The following is a 24,305-nucleotide window of genomic DNA, read 5'->3' on the forward strand; positions in this document are numbered from 1 at the left end:
CTCGCTCAATACTGCCCCCCTTGCTCTGCCTGTGCTGCGCGTCGCGCCGCAACTCGGTCGTCGACACCGTCACCGTCAGAATCAAAGTCACTAACCTCCGCGTAGAAGTCAGCATCTGTAACTTCTTCTTGGGTAGCGGTGAGCCCTTCTGCCTGTGCCAGCAGGATGTCTTCTGCGTCATCACTAACGTTGTCGTCTTGGGCGTCAGTGTGCCTAAATGACCGATAAATAAGCGCGAGCATAAAGGCGCTAACCGCAAAGGTAATCACAATCGCGGTGAGAATAAATGCTTGCGGCAGTGGATCGCTCATCTCCTCGGGCGCAACGTCATTACCCGCGAGAGGAGCCGCTCCGAATGACCCACTTACGAGAAACAGCAGCAGGTTCGTTGCGTTGCCAACAAGCAGAAAACCGAGCAGGATCCTGGTCAGGCCGCGATCCAGCATCAAAGCGAATCCAATAGCGTACATCACGACCATTGCAATTAGCAGGGCGATGCTGACAATCATACTGCCACCTGCCTTTCTTCTTCACTGTGCACATCGATTTGTGAGCCTAGGCTCCGCAGCACATCAAGCACCAAACCGAATACCACCAGGTAGACGCCAACATCGAAAAGCGTGGAGGTGACAAGCGGCAACTCTCCGAAAAAGCCGAGCTCCAGGTCAACCCAGCTAGAGAACAGCACCGGAGCGTTAAAGAACAGCGGCAGAATCGCGGTAATTGCGGCGAGTGCCATGCCTGCTCCCACAATTTTACCGGCGTCAAACGGCACTGTTGCTCCTAGCTCGGTGCGGCCTCCCACGAGGTAACGGGACACTAGCGCCATCCCAGCGATAAGCCCACCCGCGAAACCACCGCCGGGGCTGTTATGTCCAGCTAGTAGCATGTAAAGTGACAGCACGAGCATCGCGTGAAACATCAACCGCACCACGACCTCGAAAATTATGGAGCGCCGCTCGGGGCTGAGATCGCGGCCAGCGATCATCCAGTAGTTGCGCGTTGCGGGGTCGTTTGGATCAGCTAACCGCCGCAGATGCCTTAGTACGTCCTGTTTCGCTTCTTTCCGCCGCAGTTTCGGCAAGTTGTCGCCGCGTGCAGAGAGGAAAACTAGAGAAGCGATGCCGGTGGCGGCGACCACCACGACAGACAGCTCGCCGAAGGTGTCCCAGCCCCGAATGTCGACCAAGGTGACGTTCACAACGTTGTAGCCGTGGCCCCCGGTGACTGCCATTTCTGGGAACGCTAGGGATACTGGATTAGCGATCCGTGCTCCCATTGCAACCACCGTGACGACTCCGATGACGAGGGCCATCGCTGTGCCGATGAGAAGATTCCGGATCCGAGTTGCGGTTGTGCTTCGCCGTGCCAGGTGCTGCGGCAGACGCCGGATTACCAGCACGAAAGCGATGAGCGTGATTGCTTCAACCAGCATCTGAGTGAGGGCCAGATCTGGTGCGCCGTGCAGACCGTATAGTGTCGCCATCGCAAACCCAGTGAAGCCCACCAAAATAACCGCTTGAAAACGTTTTGCGGCGAAAATCGTAGCGATTGCGGAAACAATCAAAACGATTGCGATAATCAGCTGCAGCGGGGTGCCCCAGGCGACTTCTCCGAGCGGAGCTTGCTGCCACAGTAGCATCCCACCCACGCCACTTATCACGACTAGGAAAATCAGGGAGAGGTAGTAAGGCAGAGAGCCACGCTGAGTCACCGAAGTAACTTGCACAGCGACGAAGTTCAGCGCTCGCATCGCATTGCTGTAGAAGGTGCTGAAAGTGTAACGTTCGTCCAGCTCACGGATACGCGACTCGGTAACACCGGCCAACCACAGGGTGAGCATGGCCATAGCCAAAATTCCAGCGGTGATACCCAGCGCCGGGGTAAAGCCATGCCATAACGCTAGATGCTCAGGTTCAGAGCCTGCCAGCTGCGGTCGCGCCATCTGGTAAAGCGGATCAAGCTGCGCAGATAATACGCCACCGACTAAAGCGAGCAGTGCGAAGATGCTAGGCGCAAATAACATACTCGCAGTGCGTGGGCTGAGGTTTGTGGCGACGCATTTGGATTCATCGCGCTTGGTTTTAAACGCTCCGAGCAGGAATCGAGCGGTGTATGCCGCGGTCAGAATACTACCGATGATAAGCACCCCGAGCGCGCCCAGGTTGACCCCCGTCTGTGGCAAGCGCAGCAGCTCCGTAAGAGCGGCTTCTTTCGCAACGAATCCCACCAACGGCAGCATCCCCAGCATTGACAGGCCTGCTGTTGTCGCGATGATTGCGAGGGGTGGATCCTGCCGGCCAAGCCCTGAAATAAGTCGTAAGTCGCGGGTTCCTGCGCGGTGCTCAATCATACCAACCGTCAGAAACAGCGGCGCCTTTGCAACAGCGTGTGCGAAGAGCAGAGCTGTTGCTGCGGCGTCTGTTGTTGGCTGCCCGACACCGTATAGCATAGTGAGCATGCCCAACTGGCTGACCGTACCGTGGGCGAGAATAAGTTTGAGATCGTATTGCCGAAGTGCCTTAACCGCAGCGATGAGCATCGTTACAGCACCTAAGGCAACCAGTGTCAGGCGATATCCGGGTACCTCTGCAAAGGCTGGCCCCATTTTTGCAATTAGGTAGATTCCAGCTTTCACCATCGCTGCAGCGTGCAGATAGGCGCTTACCGGGGTTGGCGCTGCCATTGCTTGTGGTAGCCAGAAGTGGAATGGGAAGATTGCTGATTTGGAGAGCGCGCCGGCAAGCAAGAGATAGCAGGCTACATTGATAAGTGGCCCGTGCAAGTTACTGGAAACCAAAATAGCGCTGAGGTTCGCTTCGCCGGTGTGCGTTGTGAGCAACAACAAACCGATGAGCATTGCCAAGCCACCGAGGGTGGTAACGATAATTGCTTGCTGCGCGGCTGCACGGCTGGTACGTTTTTTACCGTTGTGCCCGATTAGCAGGAATGACAGCACGGTTGTAGCTTCCCAGAAGAGGAACATCACGAACACGTTGTCTGAGATGACAAGCCCCAGCATAGCTGTTGCAAATGCCAAGAATATCATCCCGAAGCGTGGCACGTTTTCGTCGTCTTGCCGGAAGTAGCTAGCACAGTACATGAGGATCAGCGCACCCGCGAGCGTCACCAACATTGCCAGCAGATTTGAGAACAAATCGATATATACAGAAAAGCTTATGTTAAATTGCGCAATCCATGGGACTTCCCACTGCACTGCACTGTTCGTCGCGGTTTGCGGCAGCAGCCACAAAAACAACAAAAAACTAGCGGCAGGCGCCGCAGCTAGGGCGTAAAAGCCTTTTGCACCGAGTCCACGCAGCAGCGGATACGCTGCAGCCGCTGCGACGCTTAACAGGGCAAAAGAAAGCAAGGTTACTAACATTCAGACACGCTCCGTGCCGATTGTATAAGCCGGCTTTTCAATAGTATCTAACTGCCCTGGCAGTTTTCTGTGCTGTGTTGTTGTTGCCTGTATATGCGTGTATACACACAAAAAAGAAGAGGGGGCTGCTCCATCACAGAGCAACCCCCTCTTTTTTAATTTTTATTGCGGCGGTGTCCTACTCTCCCACACCCTCCCGAGTGCAGTACCATCGGCGCTGTCAGCCTTAGCTTCCGGGTTCGGAATGTGACCGGGCGTTTCCCTGACGCTATAACCACCGCAAACCTATAAACCACCAACAACCAGCCGGTCCACGAAACATGAACTGGTTGCCGTGTTGTGGCCACGCACAAACTTGTACGTTCGAAACCACAAAGCAGACGCGAACATCGTTACACTTACATGACTCTCTATCTCCCACCCGTTAACAGGATCACCTGCCAGGGTTGGGTGTTTACAAGTCTTCGGTCTATTAGTACCAGTCAGCTCCACACATTACTGTGCTTCCACATCTGGCCTATCAACCCCATAGTCTGTAGGGGACCTCACACCAAACAAGTTGGTAAGGAAATCTCATCTTGAGGCCGGCTTCCCGCTTAGATGCCTTCAGCGGTTATCCATCCCGAACGTAGCCAACCAGCCATGCACCTGGCGGTACAACTGGCACACCAGAGGTCCGTCCAACCCGGTCCTCTCGTACTAGGGCCAGATCCTCTCAAATTTCCAACGCACGCAGCGGATAGGGACCGAACTGTCTCACGACGTTCTAAACCCAGCTCGCGTACCGCTTTAATGGGCGAACAGCCCAACCCTTGGGACCAACTCCAGCCCCAGGATGCGACGAGCCGACATCGAGGTGCCAAACCATGCCGTCGATATGGACTCTTGGGCAAGATCAGCCTGTTATCCCCGAGGTACCTTTTATCCGTTGAGCGACAGCGCTTCCACAAGCCACTGCCGGATCACTAGTTCCTACTTTCGTACCTGCTCGACCTGTCAGTCTCACAGTCAAGCTCCCTTGTGCACTTACACTCGCCACCTGATTGCCAACCAGGTTGAGGGAACCTTTGAGCGCCTCCGTTACTTTTTGGGAGGCAACCGCCCCAGTTAAACTACCCACCAGGCACTGTCCCAGAACCCGATCAGGGTCCGTAGTTAGATATCCAGAGTGACCAGAGTGGTATTTCAACAACGACTCCACAATAACTGGCGTTACTGCTTCAAAGTCTCCCACCTATCCTACACAAGCCACACCGAACACCAATACCAAGCTGTAGTAAAGGTCACGGGGTCTTTCCGTCCTGCTGCGCGTAACGAGCATCTTTACTCGTAATGCAATTTCGCCGAGTTCGCGGTGGAGACAGCTGGGAAGTCGTTACGCCATTCGTGCAGGTCGGAACTTACCCGACAAGGAATTTCGCTACCTTAGGATGGTTATAGTTACCACCGCCGTTTACTGGGGCTTAAATTCAAAGCTTCACACCAAAGTGTTAACCTCTCCTCTTAACCTTCCAGCACCGGGCAGGCGTCAGTCCGTATACATCCAATTGCTTGTTAGCACGGACCTGTGTTTTTAGTAAACAGTCGCTTCCCACTGGTCTCTGCGGCCACCACACCCTTTCCCCAGCAAGTGGGTATAAGCGGATGGCCCCCCTTCTCCCTAAGTTACGGGGGCATTTTGCCGAGTTCCTTCACCACGATTATCTCGATCTCCTTAGTATTCTCTACCTGACCACCTGAGTCGGTTTGGGGTACGGGCAACCAGCAACCTCACGCCGATGCTTTTCTCGGCAGCATAGGATCAGTAACTTCACCAAAACGGCTCCCCATCACATCTCACCCAATGTCCCAAACTATTAATAAGGAACAGGCTACATGCTTAGCCCGGGACAACCATCGCCCGGGATTACCTACCTTCCTGCGTCACACCTCACGCTCACGCACCAAAACCGGGTTCGAAAACACACCCAGTAAACAACCCCGAAAGGAAGTAAACCAGGAAAAATTTTCTTAGCACTTAATGGATTGTGTTGAACGGTTACCAGCCGGTACGGGAATATCAACCCGTTGTCCATCGACTACGCCTGTCGGCCTCGCCTTAGGTCCCGACTTACCCAGGGCAGATTAGCTTGACCCTGGAACCCTTGGTCTTCCGGAGGACGGGTTTCTCACCCGTCTTTCGCTACTCATGCCTGCATTCTCACTCGTGTCACATCCACAACTAGATCACTCTGCTGCTTCACTCGTGACACGACGCTCTCCTACCCAACCAACAAACTGAACACAAAATGCTAGTCTAACTGTTGATTGCCATATCTTCGGTGGTGTGCTTGAGCCCCGTTACATTATCGGCGCGGAATCACTTGACCAGTGAGCTATTACGCACTCTTTCAAGGGTGGCTGCTTCTAAGCCAACCTCCTGGTTGTCTAAGCAACTCCACATCCTTTTCCACTTAGCACACGCTTTGGGACCTTAGATGATGATCTGGGTTGTTTCCCTCTCGACTACGAAGATTATCCCCCGCAGTCTCACTGCTACGCTCTCACTTACCGGCATTCGGAGTTTAGCTGACGTCAGTAACCTTGTAGGGCCCATCGGCCATCCAGTAGCTCTACCTCCGGCAAGAAACACATAACGCTGCACCTAAATGCATTTCGGAGAGAACCAGCTATCACGAAGTTTGATTGGCCTTTCACCCCTAACCACAGCTCATCCCCTCAGTTTTCAACCTAAGTGGGTTCGGCCCTCCACACGCTCTTACACGTGCTTCAGCCTGGCCATGGCTAGATCACTTCGCTTCGGGTCTAGGACACGCGACTCAAATCGCCCTATTCAGACTCGCTTTCGCTACGGCTACCCCACACGGGTTAACCTCGCCACATGCCGCTAACTCGCAGGCTCATTCTTCAAAAGGCACGCCATCACCCCTACAAGGAGGCTCTGACGGATTGTAAGCAAACGGTTTCAGGTACTATTTCACTCCCCTCCCGGGGTACTTTTCACCTTTCCCTCACGGTACTAGTCCGCTATCGGTCATCTGGTAGTATTTAGGCTTACCAGGTGGTCCTGGCAGATTCACACGGGATTTCACGGGCCCCGCGCTACTCGGGATACACACCACGCTGCGCACGCATTTCAGATACGGGACTCTCACCCACTCCGGTCACCCCTTCCAAGGTGTTCTCCTATACGCACAACATACGCTGAAAGTCCGGTAGAACAATCAAGCATGTCCCACAACCCCGCACGTGCAACCCCTACCGAGTATCACACACGCACGGTTTAGCCTCATCCAGTTTCGCTCGCCACTACTCCCGGAATCACATGTTGTTTTCTCTTCCTGTGGGTACTGAGATGTTTCACTTCCCCACGTTCCCTCTACCCGCCCTATATATTCAGGCGGGAGTAACAAGCAACCATATAGGCGCCTGCTGGGTTTCCCCATTCGGAAATCCTCGGATATAACGCTCGTTTATCAACTCCCCGAGGCTTATCGCAGATTACTACGTCCTTCTTCGGCTCCAGATGCCAAGGCATCCACCGTTCGCTCTTAAGAACTTGCAAACAAAATCACATCAAAACAAACAAAACAAAAACTGTTTCATTCATCTAGACCATAAGTAAATAAAACAACACAAACAAAACCCTTCAAACCCCAAAAAGGCCCAAAAAAAAATTGCTCGCGTCATTCTAGATGCTCGCGTCCACTGTGTAGTTTCCAACGTACAAACACACCCAACACCAAACCACCAAAAACAGCAGCCCAGCAAAGGAGCGTAAGAAAACCCGAACCAAACCAACAAACCCCAAAAAAGGGCCCACCAGCCAAGCCCTGGTCTCCCAGAACCCCAACAGCATGCACCCGCAACCAAACACACCAACACCAGCCAGCCCTCCAACCACCAAAACAGGCAGCGTACTAACCAGACAGCACAGCACGAAAAGTTTTCTTGCTAAATGTTCCACCCAAACACCAGCCGTAAGACCCACGCTCACGAAACCAGTGCAAAAAATACTCCTTAGAAAGGAGGTGATCCAGCCGCACCTTCCGGTACGGCTACCTTGTTACGACTTAGTCCTAATCACCAGTCCCACCTTCGACAGCTCCCCCCAAAAAATGGTTAGGCCACCGGCTTCGGGTGTTACCGACTTTCATGACTTGACGGGCGGTGTGTACAAGGCCCGGGAACGTATTCACCGCAGCGTTGCTGATCTGCGATTACTAGCGACTCCGACTTCATGGGGTCGAGTTGCAGACCCCAATCCGAACTGAGACCGGCTTTTTGGGATTCGCTCCACCTTACGGTATCGCAGCCCTTTGTACCGGCCATTGTAGCATGCGTGAAGCCCAAGACATAAGGGGCATGATGATTTGACGTCATCCCCACCTTCCTCCGTGTTAACCACGGCAGTATCCCATGAGTCCCCACCCGAAGTGCTGGCAACATAGGACAAGGGTTGCGCTCGTTGCCGGACTTAACCGAACATCTCACGACACGAGCTGACGACAACCATGCACCACCTGTATGAAAGTGTCCAAAGAGTCCTCTATCTCTAGAGTGTTCTTCCATATGTCAAGCCTTGGTAAGGTTCTTCGCGTTGCATCGAATTAATCCGCATGCTCCGCCGCTTGTGCGGGCCCCCGTCAATTCCTTTGAGTTTTAGCCTTGCGGCCGTACTCCCCAGGCGGGGAACTTAATGCGTTAGCGTCGACACAGAAGCCGTGGAACAGCCCCTACATCTAGTTCCCAACGTTTACGGCATGGACTACCAGGGTATCTAATCCTGTTCGCTCCCCATGCTTTCGCTCCTCAGCGTCAGTAGCGGCCCAGAGATCTGCCTTCGCCATCGGTGTTCCTCCTGATATCTGCGCATTCCACCGCTACACCAGGAATTCCAATCTCCCCTACCGCACTCAAGCCTGCCCGTACCCACTGCAAGTCTAAGGTTGAGCCTTAGGATTTCACAGCAGACGCGACAAACCGCCTACGAGCTCTTTACGCCCAATAATTCCGGACAACGCTTGCACCCTACGTATTACCGCGGCTGCTGGCACGTAGTTAGCCGGTGCTTTTTCTGTAGGTACCGTCACTTACGCTTCTTCCCTACTAAAAGAGGTTTACAACCCGAAGGCCGTCATCCCTCACGCGGCGTTGCTGCATCAGGCTTGCGCCCATTGTGCAATATTCCCCACTGCTGCCTCCCGTAGGAGTCTGGGCCGTGTCTCAGTCCCAGTGTGGCCGGTCACCCTCTCAGGCCGGCTACCCGTCGTCGCCATGGTGAGCCACTACCTCACCATCAAGCTGATAGGCCGCGAGTCCATCCCAAACCGAAAAATCTTTCCACCAAACACCATGCGATGAAAGGTAATATCCAGTATTAGACGCCGTTTCCAGCGCTTATCCCAGAGTAAGGGGCAGGTTACTCACGTGTTACTCACCCGTTCGCCACTAATCCACCCAGCAAGCTAGGCTTCATCGTTCGACTTGCATGTGTTAAGCACGCCGCCAGCGTTCGTCCTGAGCCAGGATCAAACTCTCCAACAAAAACAAAACAGCACCACCCAGCCGGAATAAGACCAGGCAGCACCAGAGTTCAATCCAAGCAAACGATTCTGACATCATATCCAGAATTGTCCACCAAAAAAAAGGAATCCAAACCAACCAAAAGGCCAGTTACGAGGATAAAAATAATTTGGCATTTAACAATCAAGTGCACACTATTGAGTTCTCAAAGACCAGACAAGCCCCGTACCCGCACCAACCAAGGCACCTCCGAAACCCGCAGGAAAACTTTAGGGATTTAATTCCATCATAAAATCTAACAAACGTCAAACTTTATTTGAAAACCTGAAGTTTTAGATTGTTGCCCTTTTCCGCGCTTCCGGCGCCGTGCGGCAACAGATACTTACTTTACGCCTAAACAGCATATCGCACAAGTAGTCCGATTTCCCGGGCGTGTCGAAAGAGTTTCCGACCACCCAGACGGCGAACCCGCCGCCATGAGACTCCCAGCTTTAGGCTCTAGGCTCAGTATATGTCTCAGGTATTGCGAGCATTAGGCACCGCAGTGGCAGGATGCATGATAATCGCCACCACAGCGTGCACAACGCACACCACTGCAAGCGATGCTAATGTCACCACCACGGCGACGCAGCAGCAAGCTGCGGGAGGCGGATCCACCACCCCACATACCGCGAACCCATTCGACAGCCTGTATCCTGCAGATTTCCGACTACAGCCACTTGGCAAGGTCACTGCAGCCGCAGCACAGCCCCCAGCGAAAGCCACCGGCCTCACTGACGGCATCACAGATGCGACACATCACACCCTGGTGTTCCGCGCCACCGCAGGCGCAGACACCGCACCGCACAGCACACGAATAAGACACGAGTATTCTCGCCGGCAGGCTTTCAACGCCGATAGCAGCCACTATCTGGCGCAGAACAATCGCGGCGAATGGTATCTCTACGACGCGGTCACTTTTGAAAATCTTGGTCGCATCCCTCAGCTAACCGGTGATGCAGAGCCGTTATGGCATCCGCATGACCCCAACATACTGTGGCACACAGCGCGCAACGGCGGCACATCCTGGATGAGTCTAGACGTCAGCACCGGTGCGGAGCAAAAGCTGCTTGACCTTAGTGAGCTGTCACCGTGGCCGCAAGCCACTGCCTACTGGACAGGTGGAGAGGGATCAGCCAGCGCCGATGGCGGCATTCTCACGCTAATGGCGACAAGCTACGACAGCCAGGCGCAGCGGGTCACTGTGCACGGAGTGCTCACGGTCGATGTCAAACAACAAAAACTTGTGGGCTCTCTTGCTGCTGCCAGTTTCCCCACACCGCATGCAGTGCCGGATCACGTCAGCACCGCTCCCAGCGGTAAATACGCGGTCGTGTCATGGCTTGCAGAGCACGGCGGCACAGTCGCATACAGCACTGATTTTAAAGAGACGCAGCAGCTCACACAAAGCTCCGAACACTCTGATCTCGCGCTGGGGCCAGCGCAGGAAGATTTCTTCGTATACGCCGACTATCAGGCTGGCGCAATCACAGCTCGCAACATCACTTCCGGCGAAAGTTTTAGTATCAGGTCGCTGTATCCGGCACCCGGCGAGGCATATGCGGTGCACATTAGCGGGCAAGCATTTGGGCGCCCTGGCTGGGTGCTGATTTCAACCTACGCAGCGACGCGCGATTACGGCGCAGCAGCCGCACCTGATAATTCACAGGCAGAGTACGGGCGCATCTGGTTAGCTGAGCTGCAAGCGAACGGTCAACAGCTTACGGTAGCAAATACGATGGTGGATCACACCAAAGTACCGGAGACTGAAGCATATTTTGCCGAGCCACAGGCCTCTATTTCACGTGACGGCAGTCGGATTATTTTCGCCAGCAACTACGGCGGCGCGGAAATTAACAGCTACATAATTGGTTTACCCAGCTCGGTGTATTCACGTTAATACTGTTCGAGCTGCTGCGGTTTTAATTGCGATATCCTGTTTATCAGCATTAGAACCCACGCAAACCAGCACACCGCCAAGGTAACGAGAGACGTTGCATCAGGCTGATACCAATGCTTTAACGCCAACAGCAGTGCGGCGATAGCAACACTCGCTGCTATCATCTGGACACTGGCCACCACCAACAACCGCAACATTATGCTTCTAACCGACTGCCCTAAATACATGTAAAAGAACCGCACTCGCAGAAACAATATCTGCCGCAAGTTTTGATTACTGAATAACTGCAGACCTAGCATTAAGCAAAGCACCCCGCTAGCCAGAAAAGCGACCGGCAACAGCGCTTGCAGTACTGCATTTGACAGTGACATGGTTGCGCCTACGCTCCATAGCCATCTGGCTAGCTGCGCTAAGATTGCTGCAATCACTGCTGCAACTGCACAAACCGCTGTTTCTAAAACAAGCAAAAAGAAAATCTTTCTTCTGCTGCAAAGTACGTTAGCTGCGGGAGTTAAAACAGCAGGTTTCATGGGAACACTGCCCAAAACTAACAAAATAATGAGACAGCTCAGCGCAATCACCGCGCCCTGCTGAGCAGCTGTAGCTAGACAAATACTTGCCACAATACCAGCAGCTATCACAACCACCCCAGGAAAAACCTCGCTGAGACCCCATCTCAAACGTCGACCAAACGACCATCCCAGGCTGCGCAGCAAGCTTTGCTGCCGTAAACGCTGTGGCCGCACCGACACGATTACGATGCTCAGCCCCAATAGCAAAATCACAAACAAACTATTACTCACCCAATAGGCGACTTCACTGATTGTACTGGAGGTCCAATTATCTGATCCAGTGACTGTAAAGTTTTGTGTTACCCAACCCAAATCAGCAACTGTTTGATTCTGCAGCGGATCGGTCACTCCGAAAGCATAATCAGGCACATAAATATCGATGCTTTGTGTGCTGCTGCCGCTGACCACCATTGCACCGAACCCTAATGACCTAATTTGGTTCGCCACCAGATCTATCTGTAGCTGTGCTGCTTCGCGGGTTAGATTGTCTAAACCGGCAACTTTTATACGCACAGCAGTAACGTAGTCATCGGGGGTGAATTTCTTAGCTGAATCCAGTGATACTATCACATGAGGAGCGGACACCCCCAGTCCGGTACCTAACCGGTTAGTTTCCAAAACTGCACCATTCTCTAAAGTAATCGCAGCACCGTCATATAACCCAAGAGGCGCCTGCAGTGCCAGTTTTTTTAATGCTTCGCGGTCAAAGACTCCGGCTTCAAACGGTGCTGCGCCGTTTTTCTGCGGCGTTCCTATTTGTAGTTCACGCGGCGTAGTTTCACGGTATTTTGTGGTTTCTCCCGGAATTCTGCCTGTCGGTGAATAATTTGGAAGCTCAAACACCCCCGCGTTGAATCCATGAGGGATCACCCTAAAGGCGGTTTTTTCGTCGTCTTTTGTATATTGCTGCAGTTCTAACCCACTGATTGATACCGCATCATACTTGTTAACTACGGTGTACCCTAAACCTGGAATATCAGTTGTCTCTTGCCCTGGCCAATCTGCTTGTAATTTAAAAACGCTAAAAGGGCGTGCGATTTTTTGTAAATCGACTTCAGTAGATCCTACTTCCAAGAGTGCGGCTGCGCCCTGCTCTTGCAGTTGACTAATACTGATGGTCATTCTTTGTGGCGCCAGAGCGTCTTCATATCTCAGATACGGCACAAGGTCAGAATTTGCACCAAAGAAACCCCATACTGCGGGCGCGTTTTCAAAATCTCGTAATCCCGGATAGTGCAGGAATTCGGGCGGCAAGATATCGCTTTCTGCGGGAATTAGAGAGGCTATTTTCGTAGCGTTAAGACCCTCTAAATCTGTTATTAGCTTTTCAGCCTGCTGCAAAGGTTGCAAAAAGCTGGCTGCTTCTCCCAAAAGGTCCATTTCCGCCTCGGGATCCACGGCTACGATGCTGGTGTGAGAAAGCAGCACCGGATATAAAGCAACATAAAGACCTTGCGGCGTTATAGCACTATCGCTGTACTTGATTGTGCTGCCTGGGTATGATACAACAATTCCGTGTTCTGACGCGGATTGCGGCACAGCTGTTTCACCTAATACACCGTCCCAATTTGCTAAATCTATTTCAACTAGAACATCTGTTGCATAATCTAAACGCCAGCTAACCCCGTCGTGCGATTTACTAGCGATTTCAAAGGTGAGCCCAATACGCTGTGCTGGCTGAAGCACCTCCCACGGAATTATGATGCCCAGCCATTTTTCTGTTCCTATCTGTGAGCCAAGGTATCCTACCGGGGCTACGGTCGCAATTTCCGGAATACTGCGCAACTGCTCGATTTGCCGCTCTGAGAGTGTGGGTGCTACTACTGCGCCGTAATTATTTTCCACCAGCGGCAAACCTAAATCATTGTTTGCAGGGGAAACCTCGGCCACAAAATCAGGATGCGTTACCAGAATGTCATACTCACCACGCCAGTTATTGTCTATGATATCTGCCGCAACGCTCTCTGTAGCCCGCCCCAGTAAGAGCACTGTCGGAAACATCACACCGACTATCAACAAAGCAACATTAAGGAGCCAAAGCTGTTTAGGGAATACGCCCATACCCCCCCTCATCCGCCTTGGAATCTTACCGGTATCTCAATAGCGTGACTGTCGCCGCTGCTTTCAGAATACACCCGAATAAAGAACTTCAAAACTATTTTCCGGTTGCGCAATGGGGCGCATTTTGGGGAGGAGTAGAGTCTATTTGATTACACTTCCCTTGTGTGGGGGGTGTTTTTCTGTGCTGTGTTGTTGTTGCCTGTATATGCGTGTATACACACAAAAAAGAAGAGGGGGCTGCTCCATCACAGAGCAACCCCCTCTTTTTTAATTTTTATTGCGGCGGTGTCCTACTCTCCCACACCCTCCCGAGTGCAGTACCATCGGCGCTGTCAGCCTTAGCTTCCGGGTTCGGAATGTGACCGGGCGTTTCCCTGACGCTATAACCACCGCAAACCTATAAACCACCAACAACCAGCCGGTCCACGAAACATGAACTGGTTGCCGTGTTGTGGCCACGCACAAACTTGTACGTTCGAAACCACAAAGCAGACGCGAACATCGTTACACTTACATGACTCTCTATCTCCCACCCGTTAACAGGATCACCTGCCAGGGTTGGGTGTTTACAAGTCTTCGGTCTATTAGTACCAGTCAGCTCCACACATTACTGTGCTTCCACATCTGGCCTATCAACCCCATAGTCTGTAGGGGACCTCACACCAAACAAGTTGGTAAGGAAATCTCATCTTGAGGCCGGCTTCCCGCTTAGATGCCTTCAGCGGTTATCCATCCCGAACGTAGCCAACCAGCCATGCACCTGGCGGTACAACTGGCACACCAGAGGTCCGTCCAACCCGGTCCTCTCGTACTAGGGCCAGATCCTCTCAAATTTCCAACGCACGCAGCGGATAGGGACCGAACTGTCTCACGACGTTCTAAACCCAGCTCGCGTACCGCTTTAATGGGCGAACAGCCCAACCCTTGGGACCAACTCCAGCCCCAGGATGCGACGAGCCGACATCGAGGTGCCAAACCATGCCGTCGATATGGACTCTTGGGCAAGATCAGCCTGTTATCCCCGAGGTACCTTTTATCCGTTGAGCGACAGCGCTTCCACAAGCCACTGCCGGATCACTAGTTCCTACTTTCGTACCTGCTCGACCTGTCAGTCTCACAGTCAAGCTCCCTTGTGCACTTACACTCGCCACCTGATTGCCAACCAGGTTGAGGGAACCTTTGAGCGCCTCCGTTACTTTTTGGGAGGCAACCGCCCCAGTTAAACTACCCACCAGGCACTGTCCCAGAACCCGATCAGGGTCCGTAGTTAGATATCCAGAGTGACCAGAGTGGTATTTCAACAACGACTCCACAATAACTGGCGTTACTGCTTCAAAGTCTCCCACCTATCCTACACAAGCCACACCGAACACCAATACCAAGCTGTAGTAAAGGTCACGGGGTCTTTCCGTCCTGCTGCGCGTAACGAGCATCTTTACTCGTAATGCAATTTCGCCGAGTTCGCGGTGGAGACAGCTGGGAAGTCGTTACGCCATTCGTGCAGGTCGGAACTTACCCGACAAGGAATTTCGCTACCTTAGGATGGTTATAGTTACCACCGCCGTTTACTGGGGCTTAAATTCAAAGCTTCACACCAAAGTGTTAACCTCTCCTCTTAACCTTCCAGCACCGGGCAGGCGTCAGTCCGTATACATCCAATTGCTTGTTAGCACGGACCTGTGTTTTTAGTAAACAGTCGCTTCCCACTGGTCTCTGCGGCCACCACACCCTTTCCCCAGCAAGTGGGTATAAGCGGATGGCCCCCCTTCTCCCTAAGTTACGGGGGCATTTTGCCGAGTTCCTTCACCACGATTATCTCGATCTCCTTAGTATTCTCTACCTGACCACCTGAGTCGGTTTGGGGTACGGGCAACCAGCAACCTCACGCCGATGCTTTTCTCGGCAGCATAGGATCAGTAACTTCACCAAAACGGCTCCCCATCACATCTCACCCAATGTCCCAAACTATTAATAAGGAACAGGCTACATGCTTAGCCCGGGACAACCATCGCCCGGGATTACCTACCTTCCTGCGTCACACCTCACGCTCACGCACCAAAACCGGGTTCGAAAACACACCCAGTAAACAACCCCGAAAGGAAGTAAACCAGGAAAAATTTTCTTAGCACTTAATGGATTGTGTTGAACGGTTACCAGCCGGTACGGGAATATCAACCCGTTGTCCATCGACTACGCCTGTCGGCCTCGCCTTAGGTCCCGACTTACCCAGGGCAGATTAGCTTGACCCTGGAACCCTTGGTCTTCCGGAGGACGGGTTTCTCACCCGTCTTTCGCTACTCATGCCTGCATTCTCACTCGTGTCACATCCACAACTAGATCACTCTGCTGCTTCACTCGTGACACGACGCTCTCCTACCCAACCAACAAACTGAACACAAAATGCTAGTCTAACTGTTGATTGCCATATCTTCGGTGGTGTGCTTGAGCCCCGTTACATTATCGGCGCGGAATCACTTGACCAGTGAGCTATTACGCACTCTTTCAAGGGTGGCTGCTTCTAAGCCAACCTCCTGGTTGTCTAAGCAACTCCACATCCTTTTCCACTTAGCACACGCTTTGGGACCTTAGATGATGATCTGGGTTGTTTCCCTCTCGACTACGAAGATTATCCCCCGCAGTCTCACTGCTACGCTCTCACTTACCGGCATTCGGAGTTTAGCTGACGTCAGTAACCTTGTAGGGCCCATCGGCCATCCAGTAGCTCTACCTCCGGCAAGAAACACATAACGCTGCACCTAAATGCATTTCGGAGAGAACCAGCTATCACGAAGTTTGATTGGCCTTTCACCCCTAACCACAGCTCATCCCCTCAGTTTTCAACCTAAGTGGGTTCGGCCCTCCACACGCTCTTACACGTGCTTCAGCCTGGCCATGGCTAGATCACTTCGCTTCGGGTCTAGGACACGCGACTCAAATCGCCCTATTCAGACTCGCTTTCGCTACGGCTACCCCACACGGGTTAACCTCGCCACATGCCGCTAACTCGCAGGCTCATTCTTCAAAAGGCACGCCATCACCCCTACAAGGAGGCTCTGACGGATTGTAAGCAAACGGTTTCAGGTACTATTTCACTCCCCTCCCGGGGTACTTTTCACCTTTCCCTCACGGTACTAGTCCGCTATCGGTCATCTGGTAGTATTTAGGCTTACCAGGTGGTCCTGGCAGATTCACACGGGATTTCACGGGCCCCGCGCTACTCGGGATACACACCACGCTGCGCACGCATTTCAGATACGGGACTCTCACCCACTCCGGTCACCCCTTCCAAGGTGTTCTCCTATACGCACAACATACGCTGAAAGTCCGGTAGAACAATCAAGCATGTCCCACAACCCCGCACGTGCAACCCCTACCGAGTATCACACACGCACGGTTTAGCCTCATCCAGTTTCGCTCGCCACTACTCCCGGAATCACATGTTGTTTTCTCTTCCTGTGGGTACTGAGATGTTTCACTTCCCCACGTTCCCTCTACCCGCCCTATATATTCAGGCGGGAGTAACAAGCAACCATATAGGCGCCTGCTGGGTTTCCCCATTCGGAAATCCTCGGATATAACGCTCGTTTATCAACTCCCCGAGGCTTATCGCAGATTACTACGTCCTTCTTCGGCTCCAGATGCCAAGGCATCCACCGTTCGCTCTTAAGAACTTGCAAACAAAATCACATCAAAACAAACAAAACAAAAACTGTTTCATTCATCTAGACCATAAGTAAATAAAACAACACAAACAAAACCCTTCAAACCCCAAAAAGGCCCAAAAAAAAATTGCTCGCGTCATTCTAGATGCTCGCGTCCACTGTGTAGTTTCCAACGTACAAACACACCCAACACCAAACCACCAAAAACAGCAGCCCAGCAAAGGAGCGTAAGAAAACCCGAACCAAACCAACAAACCCCAAAAAAGGGCCCACCAGCCAAGCCCTGGTCTCCCAGAACCCCAACAGCATGCACCCGCAACCAAACACACCAACACCAGCCAGCCCTCCAACCACCAAAACAGGCAGCGTACTAACCAGACAGCACAGCACGAAAAGTTTTCTTGCTAAATGTTCCACCCAAACACCAGCCGTAAGACCCACGCTCACGAAACCAGTGCAAAAAATACTCCTTAGAAAGGAGGTGATCCAGCCGCACCTTCCGGTACGGCTACCTTGTTACGACTTAGTCCTAATCACCAGTCCCACCTTCGACAGCTCCCCCCAAAAAATGGTTAGGCCACCGGCTTCGGGTGTTACCGACTTTCATGACTTGACGGGCGGTGTGTACAAGGCCCGGGAACGTATTCACCGCAGCGTTGCTGATCTGCGATTACTAGCGACTCCGACTTCATGGGGTCGAGTTGCAGACCCCAATCCGAACTGAGACCGGCTTTTTGGGATTCGCTCCACCTTACGGTATCGCAGCCCTTTGTACCGGCCATTGTAGCATGCGTGAAGCCCAAGACATAAGGGGCATGATGATTTGACGTCATCCCCACCTTCCTCCGTGTTAACCACGGCAGTATCCCATGAGTCCCCACCCGAAGTGCTGGCAACATAGGACAAGGGTTGCGCTCGTTGCCGGACTTAACCGAACATCTCACGACACGAGCTGACGACAACCATGCACCACCTGTATGAAAGTGTCCAAAGAGTCCTCTATCTCTAGAGTGTTCTTCCATATGTCAAGCCTTGGTAAGGTTCTTCGCGTTGCATCGAATTAATCCGCATGCTCCGCCGCTTGTGCGGGCCCCCGTCAATTCCTTTGAGTTTTAGCCTTGCGGCCGTACTCCCCAGGCGGGGAACTTAATGCGTTAGCGTCGACACAGAAGCCGTGGAACAGCCCCTACATCTAGTTCCCAACGTTTACGGCATGGACTACCAGGGTATCTAATCCTGTTCGCTCCCCATGCTTTCGCTCCTCAGCGTCAGTAGCGGCCCAGAGATCTGCCTTCGCCATCGGTGTTCCTCCTGATATCTGCGCATTCCACCGCTACACCAGGAATTCCAATCTCCCCTACCGCACTCAAGCCTGCCCGTACCCACTGCAAGTCTAAGGTTGAGCCTTAGGATTTCACAGCAGACGCGACAAACCGCCTACGAGCTCTTTACGCCCAATAATTCCGGACAACGCTTGCACCCTACGTATTACCGCGGCTGCTGGCACGTAGTTAGCCGGTGCTTTTTCTGTAGGTACCGTCACTTACGCTTCTTCCCTACTAAAAGAGGTTTACAACCCGAAGGCCGTCATCCCTCACGCGGCGTTGCTGCATCAGGCTTGCGCCCATTGTGCAATATTCCCCACTGCTGCCTCCCGTAGGAGTCTGGGCCGTGTCTCAGTCCCAGTGTGGCCGGTCACCCTCTCAGGCCGGCTACCCGTCGTCGCCATGGTGAGCCACTACCTCACCATCAAGCTGATAGGCCGCGAGTCCATCCCAAACCGAAAAATCTTTCCACCAAACACCATGCGATGAAAGGTAATATCCAGTATTAGACGCCGTTTCCAGCGCTTATCCCAGAGTAAGGGGCAGGTTACTCACGTGTTACTCACCCGTTCGCCACTAATCCACCCAGCAAGCTAGGCTTCATCGTTCGACTTGCATGTGTTAAGCACGCCGCCAGCGTTCGTCCTGAGCCAGGATCAAACTCTCCAACAAAAACAAAACAGCACCACCCAGCCGGAATAAGACCAGGCAGCACCAGAGTTCAATCCAAGCAAACGATTCTGACATCATATCCAGAATTGTCCACCAAAAAAAAGAATCCAAACCAACCAAAAGGCCAGTTACGAGGATAAAAATAATTTGGCATTTAACAATCAAGTGCACACTATTGAGTTCTCAAAGACCAGACAAGCCCCGTACCCGCACCAACCAAGGCACCTCCGAAACCCGCAGGAAAACCAACACACAAAAACAGCGGCCACCCAAAAACCATGTCCCTGGCGCCGCCCTCCGTCGTGCTGACAAGGAACTACTTTACGCAGTTACCAACACAGACGCAAACCACCAAAACACCCGGGCGTGTCGGGGCAGTGAGCAGCGGCGGCTAGGCAGCTGGCGGCGGGGTGATCCACCACTGCTAAATAACTTTACAGCTGCAATAGGGCAAAATAGATAGCACTATGGGCCGCCCGCCGGCGGTCTGATCCACACCCCCTGCCGCACAATCTGGCATTTAGGGCACAACCCGGATAGAGCAAAAAAAGAATGTCTAAACTGAGCCGCAATTTTACGCGCACGCTAAAACGCCTCCTCGCGAAACTGGTGTGGGGCATCTCCCCCTATCGCCACGTGCACCCGCCAACAGAGCTGCACGGCTCGCGGATTTTTATCGGCGCACCGCACACCTCGAACTGGGATTTCGTGCTGATGCTCGCGGTAGCTTGGGAGCTTGATATCAAAATGCACTGGCTCGGGAAAAAAGAAATGTTTCCAAAGTGGGCTGCTGGCCTGCTAAAGCGCCTCGGCGGCATTCCCGTCGACCGCAAAAACCCTGCAGGGCTGGTGCGGCAAATCATCACCACGGCAAAAACCGAGAAAGATTTTGCGCTGGTAATCACCCCTGAAGGCACCCGCCGCGGCGACGGCTGGAAGAGCGGCTTTTACCGTATCGCGCGGGCTGCAGACATGCCGGTAACGCTCGGCTACATCGACAAAACCACCCGCACCGCAGGACTCGGCAAAACCATCACCCTCACCGGTGACGTAAAAGCAGACATGGACGAAATTCGTGCGTTTTACAAAGACAAGTCGGGTATTCATCCGGAGCGCCGCACCGAGCCCTACCTGCGCGAAGAAACACGGTAGAAGACACTAAACCTACTAGATTCACGCGCCGAACCCAATAGATTCAGCAGAAAGCACACAGGCAGTATGTCAGCAGACAAGACACTCCCATCACCACAAGACTTCAGCTTCACCGAAACCGCGAAACTAGAAGCCGGCAGCGTCTACGGCCAAAAAACCGGCAGACCACTCGGGCGGGCGGGCGTGATCCACACCCCGCACGGCGAAATTCAAACCCCCGCGTTTATTCCGGTAGGCACCAAAGCCACAGTGAAGGGGCTGCTGCCACACACAGTACGCGAACTCGGCGGACAAGCGGTGCTGGCAAACGCCTATCACCTCTTCCTACAGCCTGGCAGCAAGATTTTAGATCAGGCCGGCGGGCTCGGAAAATTTATGAACTGGGACGGGCCGACCTTCACCGATTCCGGTGGATTTCAGGTGATGAGCCTCGGCGCAGGGTTTAAAAAAGTGCTCTCGATGGATGAGGCCGCACACGCCTCCAGCGAAGTAATTGCCAAGAAAAAAGAGCGGCTCGCGAAAGTCGATGAGGATGGTGTCACCTTTAAGTCGTTTCTTAACGGCGCTACTCATCGCTTCACACCCGAGGTGTCGATGCAGGTGCAGCACGAAATCGGCGCCGACATCATTTTTGCCTTCGACGAGCTCACGACGCTGCTGAACACCCGCCCTTACCAAGAGGCTTCGGTGCGGCGCACCGCACGGTGGGCGGTCCGCTGCCTTGATGAGCATGCCCGGCAAACCGCAGCTCGTTTTCACCGCCCCTACCAAGCACTGTTTGGGGTGATTCAAGGTGCCCAGTATGAAGACCTCAGGCGCGGCGCGGCAAGTGAGCTGGCGGCAATGACCGGAGCCCAGCACCCCGAGCAGAGCTTCGACGGTTTTGGCTTGGGCGGCGCGATTGAAAAGCAAAAACTCGGCGAAATCGTGTCGTGGATGACAGATGAACTGCCGGACAATAAACCGCGACACCTGCTCGGTATCTCTGAACCTGATGATCTGATTCTCGGGATTGCCGCCGGCGCCGACACCTTCGACTGTGTGGCTCCAAGCCGGCAGGCGCGCGGCGCAACCATGTACAGTAAACGCGGCAGAATCAACGCCAAAGCCGCAGCACAGCGCACCAAGTTTGAGCCGCTTGACCCGTACTGCGACTGCTACACCTGCCAAAACTACGATGCCGCCTATCTGCATCACCTGTTTAAGGCGAAAGAAATGCTGGGCTCAACCCTCGCGACGATTCACAACGAGCGCTTCATCGTGAAAGCGGTAGATGACGCACGGCAGGCGATTATTGACGGTAACTATCTAGAGTACGCAGAAGACTTTTTGGGCAACTACTACAGCCCCGAATATGCCCGCGAGGTGCTCGCAAAAATCTCCGCCTAAAGCTGCTCCGGTAGCGGTAGCAAAAAAGTCAGCGGCGGCAGCTAGGAAGCAGTGGTAACTAAGTCAGCAACAGCCGCTAGCTTAGCGATAACAAGAGCTCCGGCACCAGCGCAGCACCGCTGCCAGCCGCCACCACCAGCTGTTGCGGCTCGCCGGTGAGCGCTTCGCCAACTGCGTAAATCCCGGGGATGCCGATGTTGCTGAGCTCGGCGGGCTGATCCACACCCCAAGCGGCAAGGCCCTGCGGACACGCTGCTGGCACCCCGAACTGCGCAAGATAAGGCGCCTGCACGGTGGTTAGCGGCAGCACAAAACCCTGCGTTACCGGCAAGACCTCACCTGCGCTGCGTCGCACCCCTTGCATTTGCGCTCGCTCCCCGACAATTTCGACGGCATCGCGTACCACCAGCACCTCCGGGCTGAATCGACGCAACAGTTGCTGTACAACATCAAGCTGCTGCTCAGAGCACTGCGGATGCGGCAATAGCACCACGGGTTGTCCGGTTTTCTCGTAGCCGTCACACACCACGCAGCTGTGCAGCGCGGTGCCATAGTAGGCCCGCAGGTTAGTGATGTCAGGCAACCGCTCCTGAATACCAGTAGCGATTACGATGCGCCTGGCATGATAAATTTGTGGATCACCGCTGCCGCGCACCGGGGCGACCGTGACGGCGAAACCCAAGGCGGCTGCCGGCTCTGGCGGTGTGCCTGCGGAGCTGTCGATAACCGTGCCGGTGGCGGGGGTCACCGCCGTCACCGCCCCCATGACGTACGATGCCGTGGGGTAAGCCAGTACCTCTTCCCGGCCCTGCTGCCTGAGCTGCGCCGGTGCCACACCATCGCGAGTCAAAAACCCGTGCGACTGCAAAGTGGCCGCGTGCCGCGGCCGATTAGCATCAACCAGCAACACCCGCGCGTGCGCACGCACCAGATTTAAGGCACACGAGAGGCCGGCAGGGCCAGCGCCAATCACCACAGCGTCATAAAGCGCTGTGTGTGATTCCGACTCTGACCCTGCAGCAACCATATTTATTGCAGTTTATCCACTGACTGATTCAGTGCCACCGCTAGCTGTCAAGCTGCTGCGCAAAGCGCTCCAAACGCAGCATCGTCTCTGCCTTACCGAGCAATTCCATCGACTCAAACAGCGGCGGTGAGACGCGACGCCCAGACACCGCAACCCGCAACGGGGTAAAAGCAAAACGTGGCTTAATGCCCATACCCTCAACCAAAGTCTGCGACAACGCCTGCTGGATGTTCTCGGTTTGCCACGCAGACACCTGCTGCAGAGCGTCGCGGCTCGCGGCAACCACTTCGCCGGCGTTATCAGCCAGTGCCCGCAATGCATCCTCCTCGTACACCACCTTGTCGGCAGGGATAAACAGGAAGCTCAGCATCCCCACAACCTCACTCAGCACGGTTACCCGGCTCTGCACCAACGGCACAGCAGCACGCAGCGTAGCCCGCTGCTCAGCAGTTGGCTCCAGTGGCAGCGCGTGAGCGGTAATCAGGTAAGGCAGGATGCGCTCTTCGAAATCTTCCGGCGCGAGCATCCGAATATGGTCCGCGTTAATCGAATCGGCTTTCTTCTGGTCAAAACGTGCCGGGTTCGGATTAACATTCTCAACATCGAACGCCGCGGTGAGCTCGTCAACAGTGAACACATCGCGGTCGGGCGCCAAAGACCAGCCCAGCAGCGACAGGTAGTTCAGCAGACCCTCTGGGATGAAACCACGGTCGCGGTGATGCAGCAGATTTGACTCTGGATCACGCTTAGACAGCTTCTTGTTACCCTCACCCATCACATACGGCAGATGCCCGAAGCGCGGAATTTCTTTGCAAATTCCAATCTCAATCAAAGCGTGGTACAGCGCAATCTGGCGCGGGGTGGAGCTCAGCAAGTCTTCGCCGCGCAGCACGTGGGTGATGCCCATCAAAGCATCATCAACAGGATTTACCAGGGTGTAGAGCGGTTTACCGTTTGGCCGTACCACCACAAAGTCAATCGTCGAGCCAGCAGGGAAGGTGATGTCGCCACGCACCAGGTCGGTGAAAGAAAGGTCAACGTCAGGCACCCGGAATCGCAGCGCCGGCTGCCGCCCTTCAGCAAGGAAAGCGGCTTTCTGGTCAGCGGTGAGATCGCGATCGAAGTTGTCGTAGCCGAGCTGCTTCGGGCGACCGTTTGCGATGTTGCGCGCCTCAATCTCCTCCGGAGTTGAGAAGCTCTCGTACAGGTAACCTGCCTCCTGCAGTTTCGCGATAACCTCGGCGTAAATCTCGCCACGCTGTGACTGGCGGTAAGGCTCGTGCGGGCCACCAACATCGATACCCTCGTCCCAGTTCAAGCCGAGCCAGCGCAGGGAGTCTAGAATCTGACCGTAGCTTTCTTCACTGTCGCGCTCAGCATCGGTGTCTTCGATACGGAAAACAAAAGTGCCGCCAGTGTGGCGCGCATAGGCCCAGTTAAAAAGGGCGGTGCGCACCATCCCCACGTGTGGAGTGCCAGTTGGAGACGGGCAAAAACGCACACGGACGTCGCTGCCGGTAGCGGTAGAAAAACGAGGTTCAATCTGTGTAGCCATAACTCGTTCATTTTATCGAAAGCTGCTGGAAATCACACTA

The 24,305-nt window shown here is 53.8% G+C and carries 8 protein-coding genes and 6 rRNA genes; 3 read left to right on the top strand and 11 right to left on the bottom strand.

All coding sequences use genetic code 11. The features are described 5' to 3' along the window. Positions 1 to 5: 5 nt before the first annotated feature. The 5 genes from F5897_RS03090 to F5897_RS03110 all read right to left on the bottom strand — a co-directional run bounded on the left by F5897_RS03090 (position 6) and on the right by F5897_RS03110 (position 8,932). Complete coding sequence (locus tag F5897_RS03090; protein ID WP_183304428.1) at positions 6 to 509, bottom strand: Na(+)/H(+) antiporter subunit C; 504 nt, start codon at positions 507 to 509, stop codon at positions 6 to 8. Then, the gene (locus F5897_RS03095) at positions 506 to 3,385 is read right to left on the bottom strand and encodes a Na+/H+ antiporter subunit A (RefSeq protein WP_183304429.1); all 2,880 of its coding nucleotides are present in this window, start codon (positions 3,383 to 3,385) and stop codon (positions 506 to 508) included. The genes F5897_RS03090 and F5897_RS03095 overlap by 4 nt, the downstream gene beginning before the upstream one ends. A 165-nt stretch (positions 3,386 to 3,550) precedes the next feature. Beyond that, positions 3,551 to 3,667 (bottom strand): 5S ribosomal RNA (rrf, locus tag F5897_RS03100). Positions 3,668 to 3,837: 170 nt separating this feature from the next. Further along, positions 3,838 to 6,950 (bottom strand): 23S ribosomal RNA (locus F5897_RS03105). A 459-nt stretch (positions 6,951 to 7,409) separates the two neighbouring features. Further along, positions 7,410 to 8,932 (bottom strand): 16S ribosomal RNA (locus tag F5897_RS03110). The 16S, 23S and 5S rRNA genes sit together here, the layout of an rRNA operon. A 490-nt stretch (positions 8,933 to 9,422) precedes the next feature. On the opposite strand from F5897_RS03110, the gene F5897_RS03115 reads away from it, so the two are divergent. Next, positions 9,423 to 10,850 carry a hypothetical protein gene (locus F5897_RS03115; RefSeq protein ID WP_183304430.1) on the top strand — a complete coding sequence of 476 codons (1,428 nt, stop codon included), beginning with the start codon at positions 9,423 to 9,425 and terminating at the stop codon, positions 10,848 to 10,850. Here F5897_RS03115 and F5897_RS03120 read toward each other — a convergent pair. The 4 genes from F5897_RS03120 to F5897_RS03135 all read right to left on the bottom strand — a co-directional run bounded on the left by F5897_RS03120 (position 10,847) and on the right by F5897_RS03135 (position 19,142). Continuing rightward, positions 10,847 to 13,207, bottom strand: coding sequence for a hypothetical protein (locus F5897_RS03120; RefSeq protein ID WP_183304431.1), 2,361 nt, complete (start codon positions 13,205 to 13,207; stop codon positions 10,847 to 10,849). The genes F5897_RS03115 and F5897_RS03120 overlap by 4 nt on opposite strands. Positions 13,208 to 13,760: 553 nt before the next feature. Beyond that, positions 13,761 to 13,877 (bottom strand): 5S ribosomal RNA (gene rrf / locus F5897_RS03125). Positions 13,878 to 14,047: 170 nt separating this feature from the next. Further along, a 23S ribosomal RNA gene (locus tag F5897_RS03130) occupies positions 14,048 to 17,160 on the bottom strand. Positions 17,161 to 17,619: 459 nt separating this feature from the next. After that, positions 17,620 to 19,142: ribosomal RNA gene (locus F5897_RS03135) — 16S ribosomal RNA — on the bottom strand. 552 nt (positions 19,143 to 19,694) lie between these two features. Between F5897_RS03135 and F5897_RS03140 the strand changes: the two genes are divergently transcribed. Both F5897_RS03140 and tgt read left to right on the top strand, forming a co-directional pair. Next, positions 19,695 to 20,294: a 1-acyl-sn-glycerol-3-phosphate acyltransferase gene (locus F5897_RS03140; RefSeq protein WP_183304432.1), complete on the top strand. Its 600-nt coding sequence runs from the start codon at positions 19,695 to 19,697 to the stop codon at positions 20,292 to 20,294. A gap of 66 nt (positions 20,295 to 20,360) precedes the next feature. Further along, entirely contained in the window at positions 20,361 to 21,683 is a 1,323-nt protein-coding gene (tgt, locus tag F5897_RS03145) for a tRNA guanosine(34) transglycosylase Tgt (protein ID WP_183304433.1), read from the top strand. Positions 21,684 to 21,759: 76 nt separating this feature from the next. On the opposite strand, the gene F5897_RS03150 is transcribed toward tgt, so the two are convergent. Together F5897_RS03150 and gltX are read right to left on the bottom strand one after the other, a co-directional pair. After that, a complete protein-coding gene (locus F5897_RS03150; protein ID WP_183304434.1) occupies positions 21,760 to 22,710 on the bottom strand; it encodes an NAD(P)/FAD-dependent oxidoreductase in 951 nt (316 codons plus the stop codon). 40 nt (positions 22,711 to 22,750) lie between these two features. After that, positions 22,751 to 24,265 (bottom strand): glutamate--tRNA ligase, encoded by a 1,515-nt coding sequence (gltX, locus tag F5897_RS03155; protein WP_183304435.1) that lies wholly within the window; start codon positions 24,263 to 24,265, stop codon positions 22,751 to 22,753. Between the last annotated feature and the right edge of the window lie 40 nt (positions 24,266 to 24,305).

The organism is Canibacter oris, assembly GCF_014197205.1.
GTDB lineage: Bacteria > Actinomycetota > Actinomycetes > Actinomycetales > Microbacteriaceae > Canibacter > Canibacter oris.

Bases quoted from the DNA above. Each gene is read 5' to 3' on its own strand.
- F5897_RS03140 (WP_183304432.1), top strand. From the start codon at position 19,695: ATGTCTAAACTGAGCCGCAATTTTACGCGCACGCTAAAACGCCTCCTC.
- F5897_RS03150 (WP_183304434.1), bottom strand. From the start codon at position 22,710: ATGGTTGCTGCAGGGTCAGAGTCGGAATCACACACAGCGCTTTATGAC.
- tgt (WP_183304433.1), top strand. From the start codon at position 20,361: ATGTCAGCAGACAAGACACTCCCATCACCACAAGACTTCAGCTTCACC.
- F5897_RS03095 (WP_183304429.1), bottom strand. From the start codon at position 3,385: ATGTTAGTAACCTTGCTTTCTTTTGCCCTGTTAAGCGTCGCAGCGGCT.
- F5897_RS03115 (WP_183304430.1), top strand. From the start codon at position 9,423: ATGTCTCAGGTATTGCGAGCATTAGGCACCGCAGTGGCAGGATGCATG.
- F5897_RS03090 (WP_183304428.1), bottom strand. From the start codon at position 509: ATGATTGTCAGCATCGCCCTGCTAATTGCAATGGTCGTGATGTACGCT.
- gltX (WP_183304435.1), bottom strand. From the start codon at position 24,265: ATGGCTACACAGATTGAACCTCGTTTTTCTACCGCTACCGGCAGCGAC.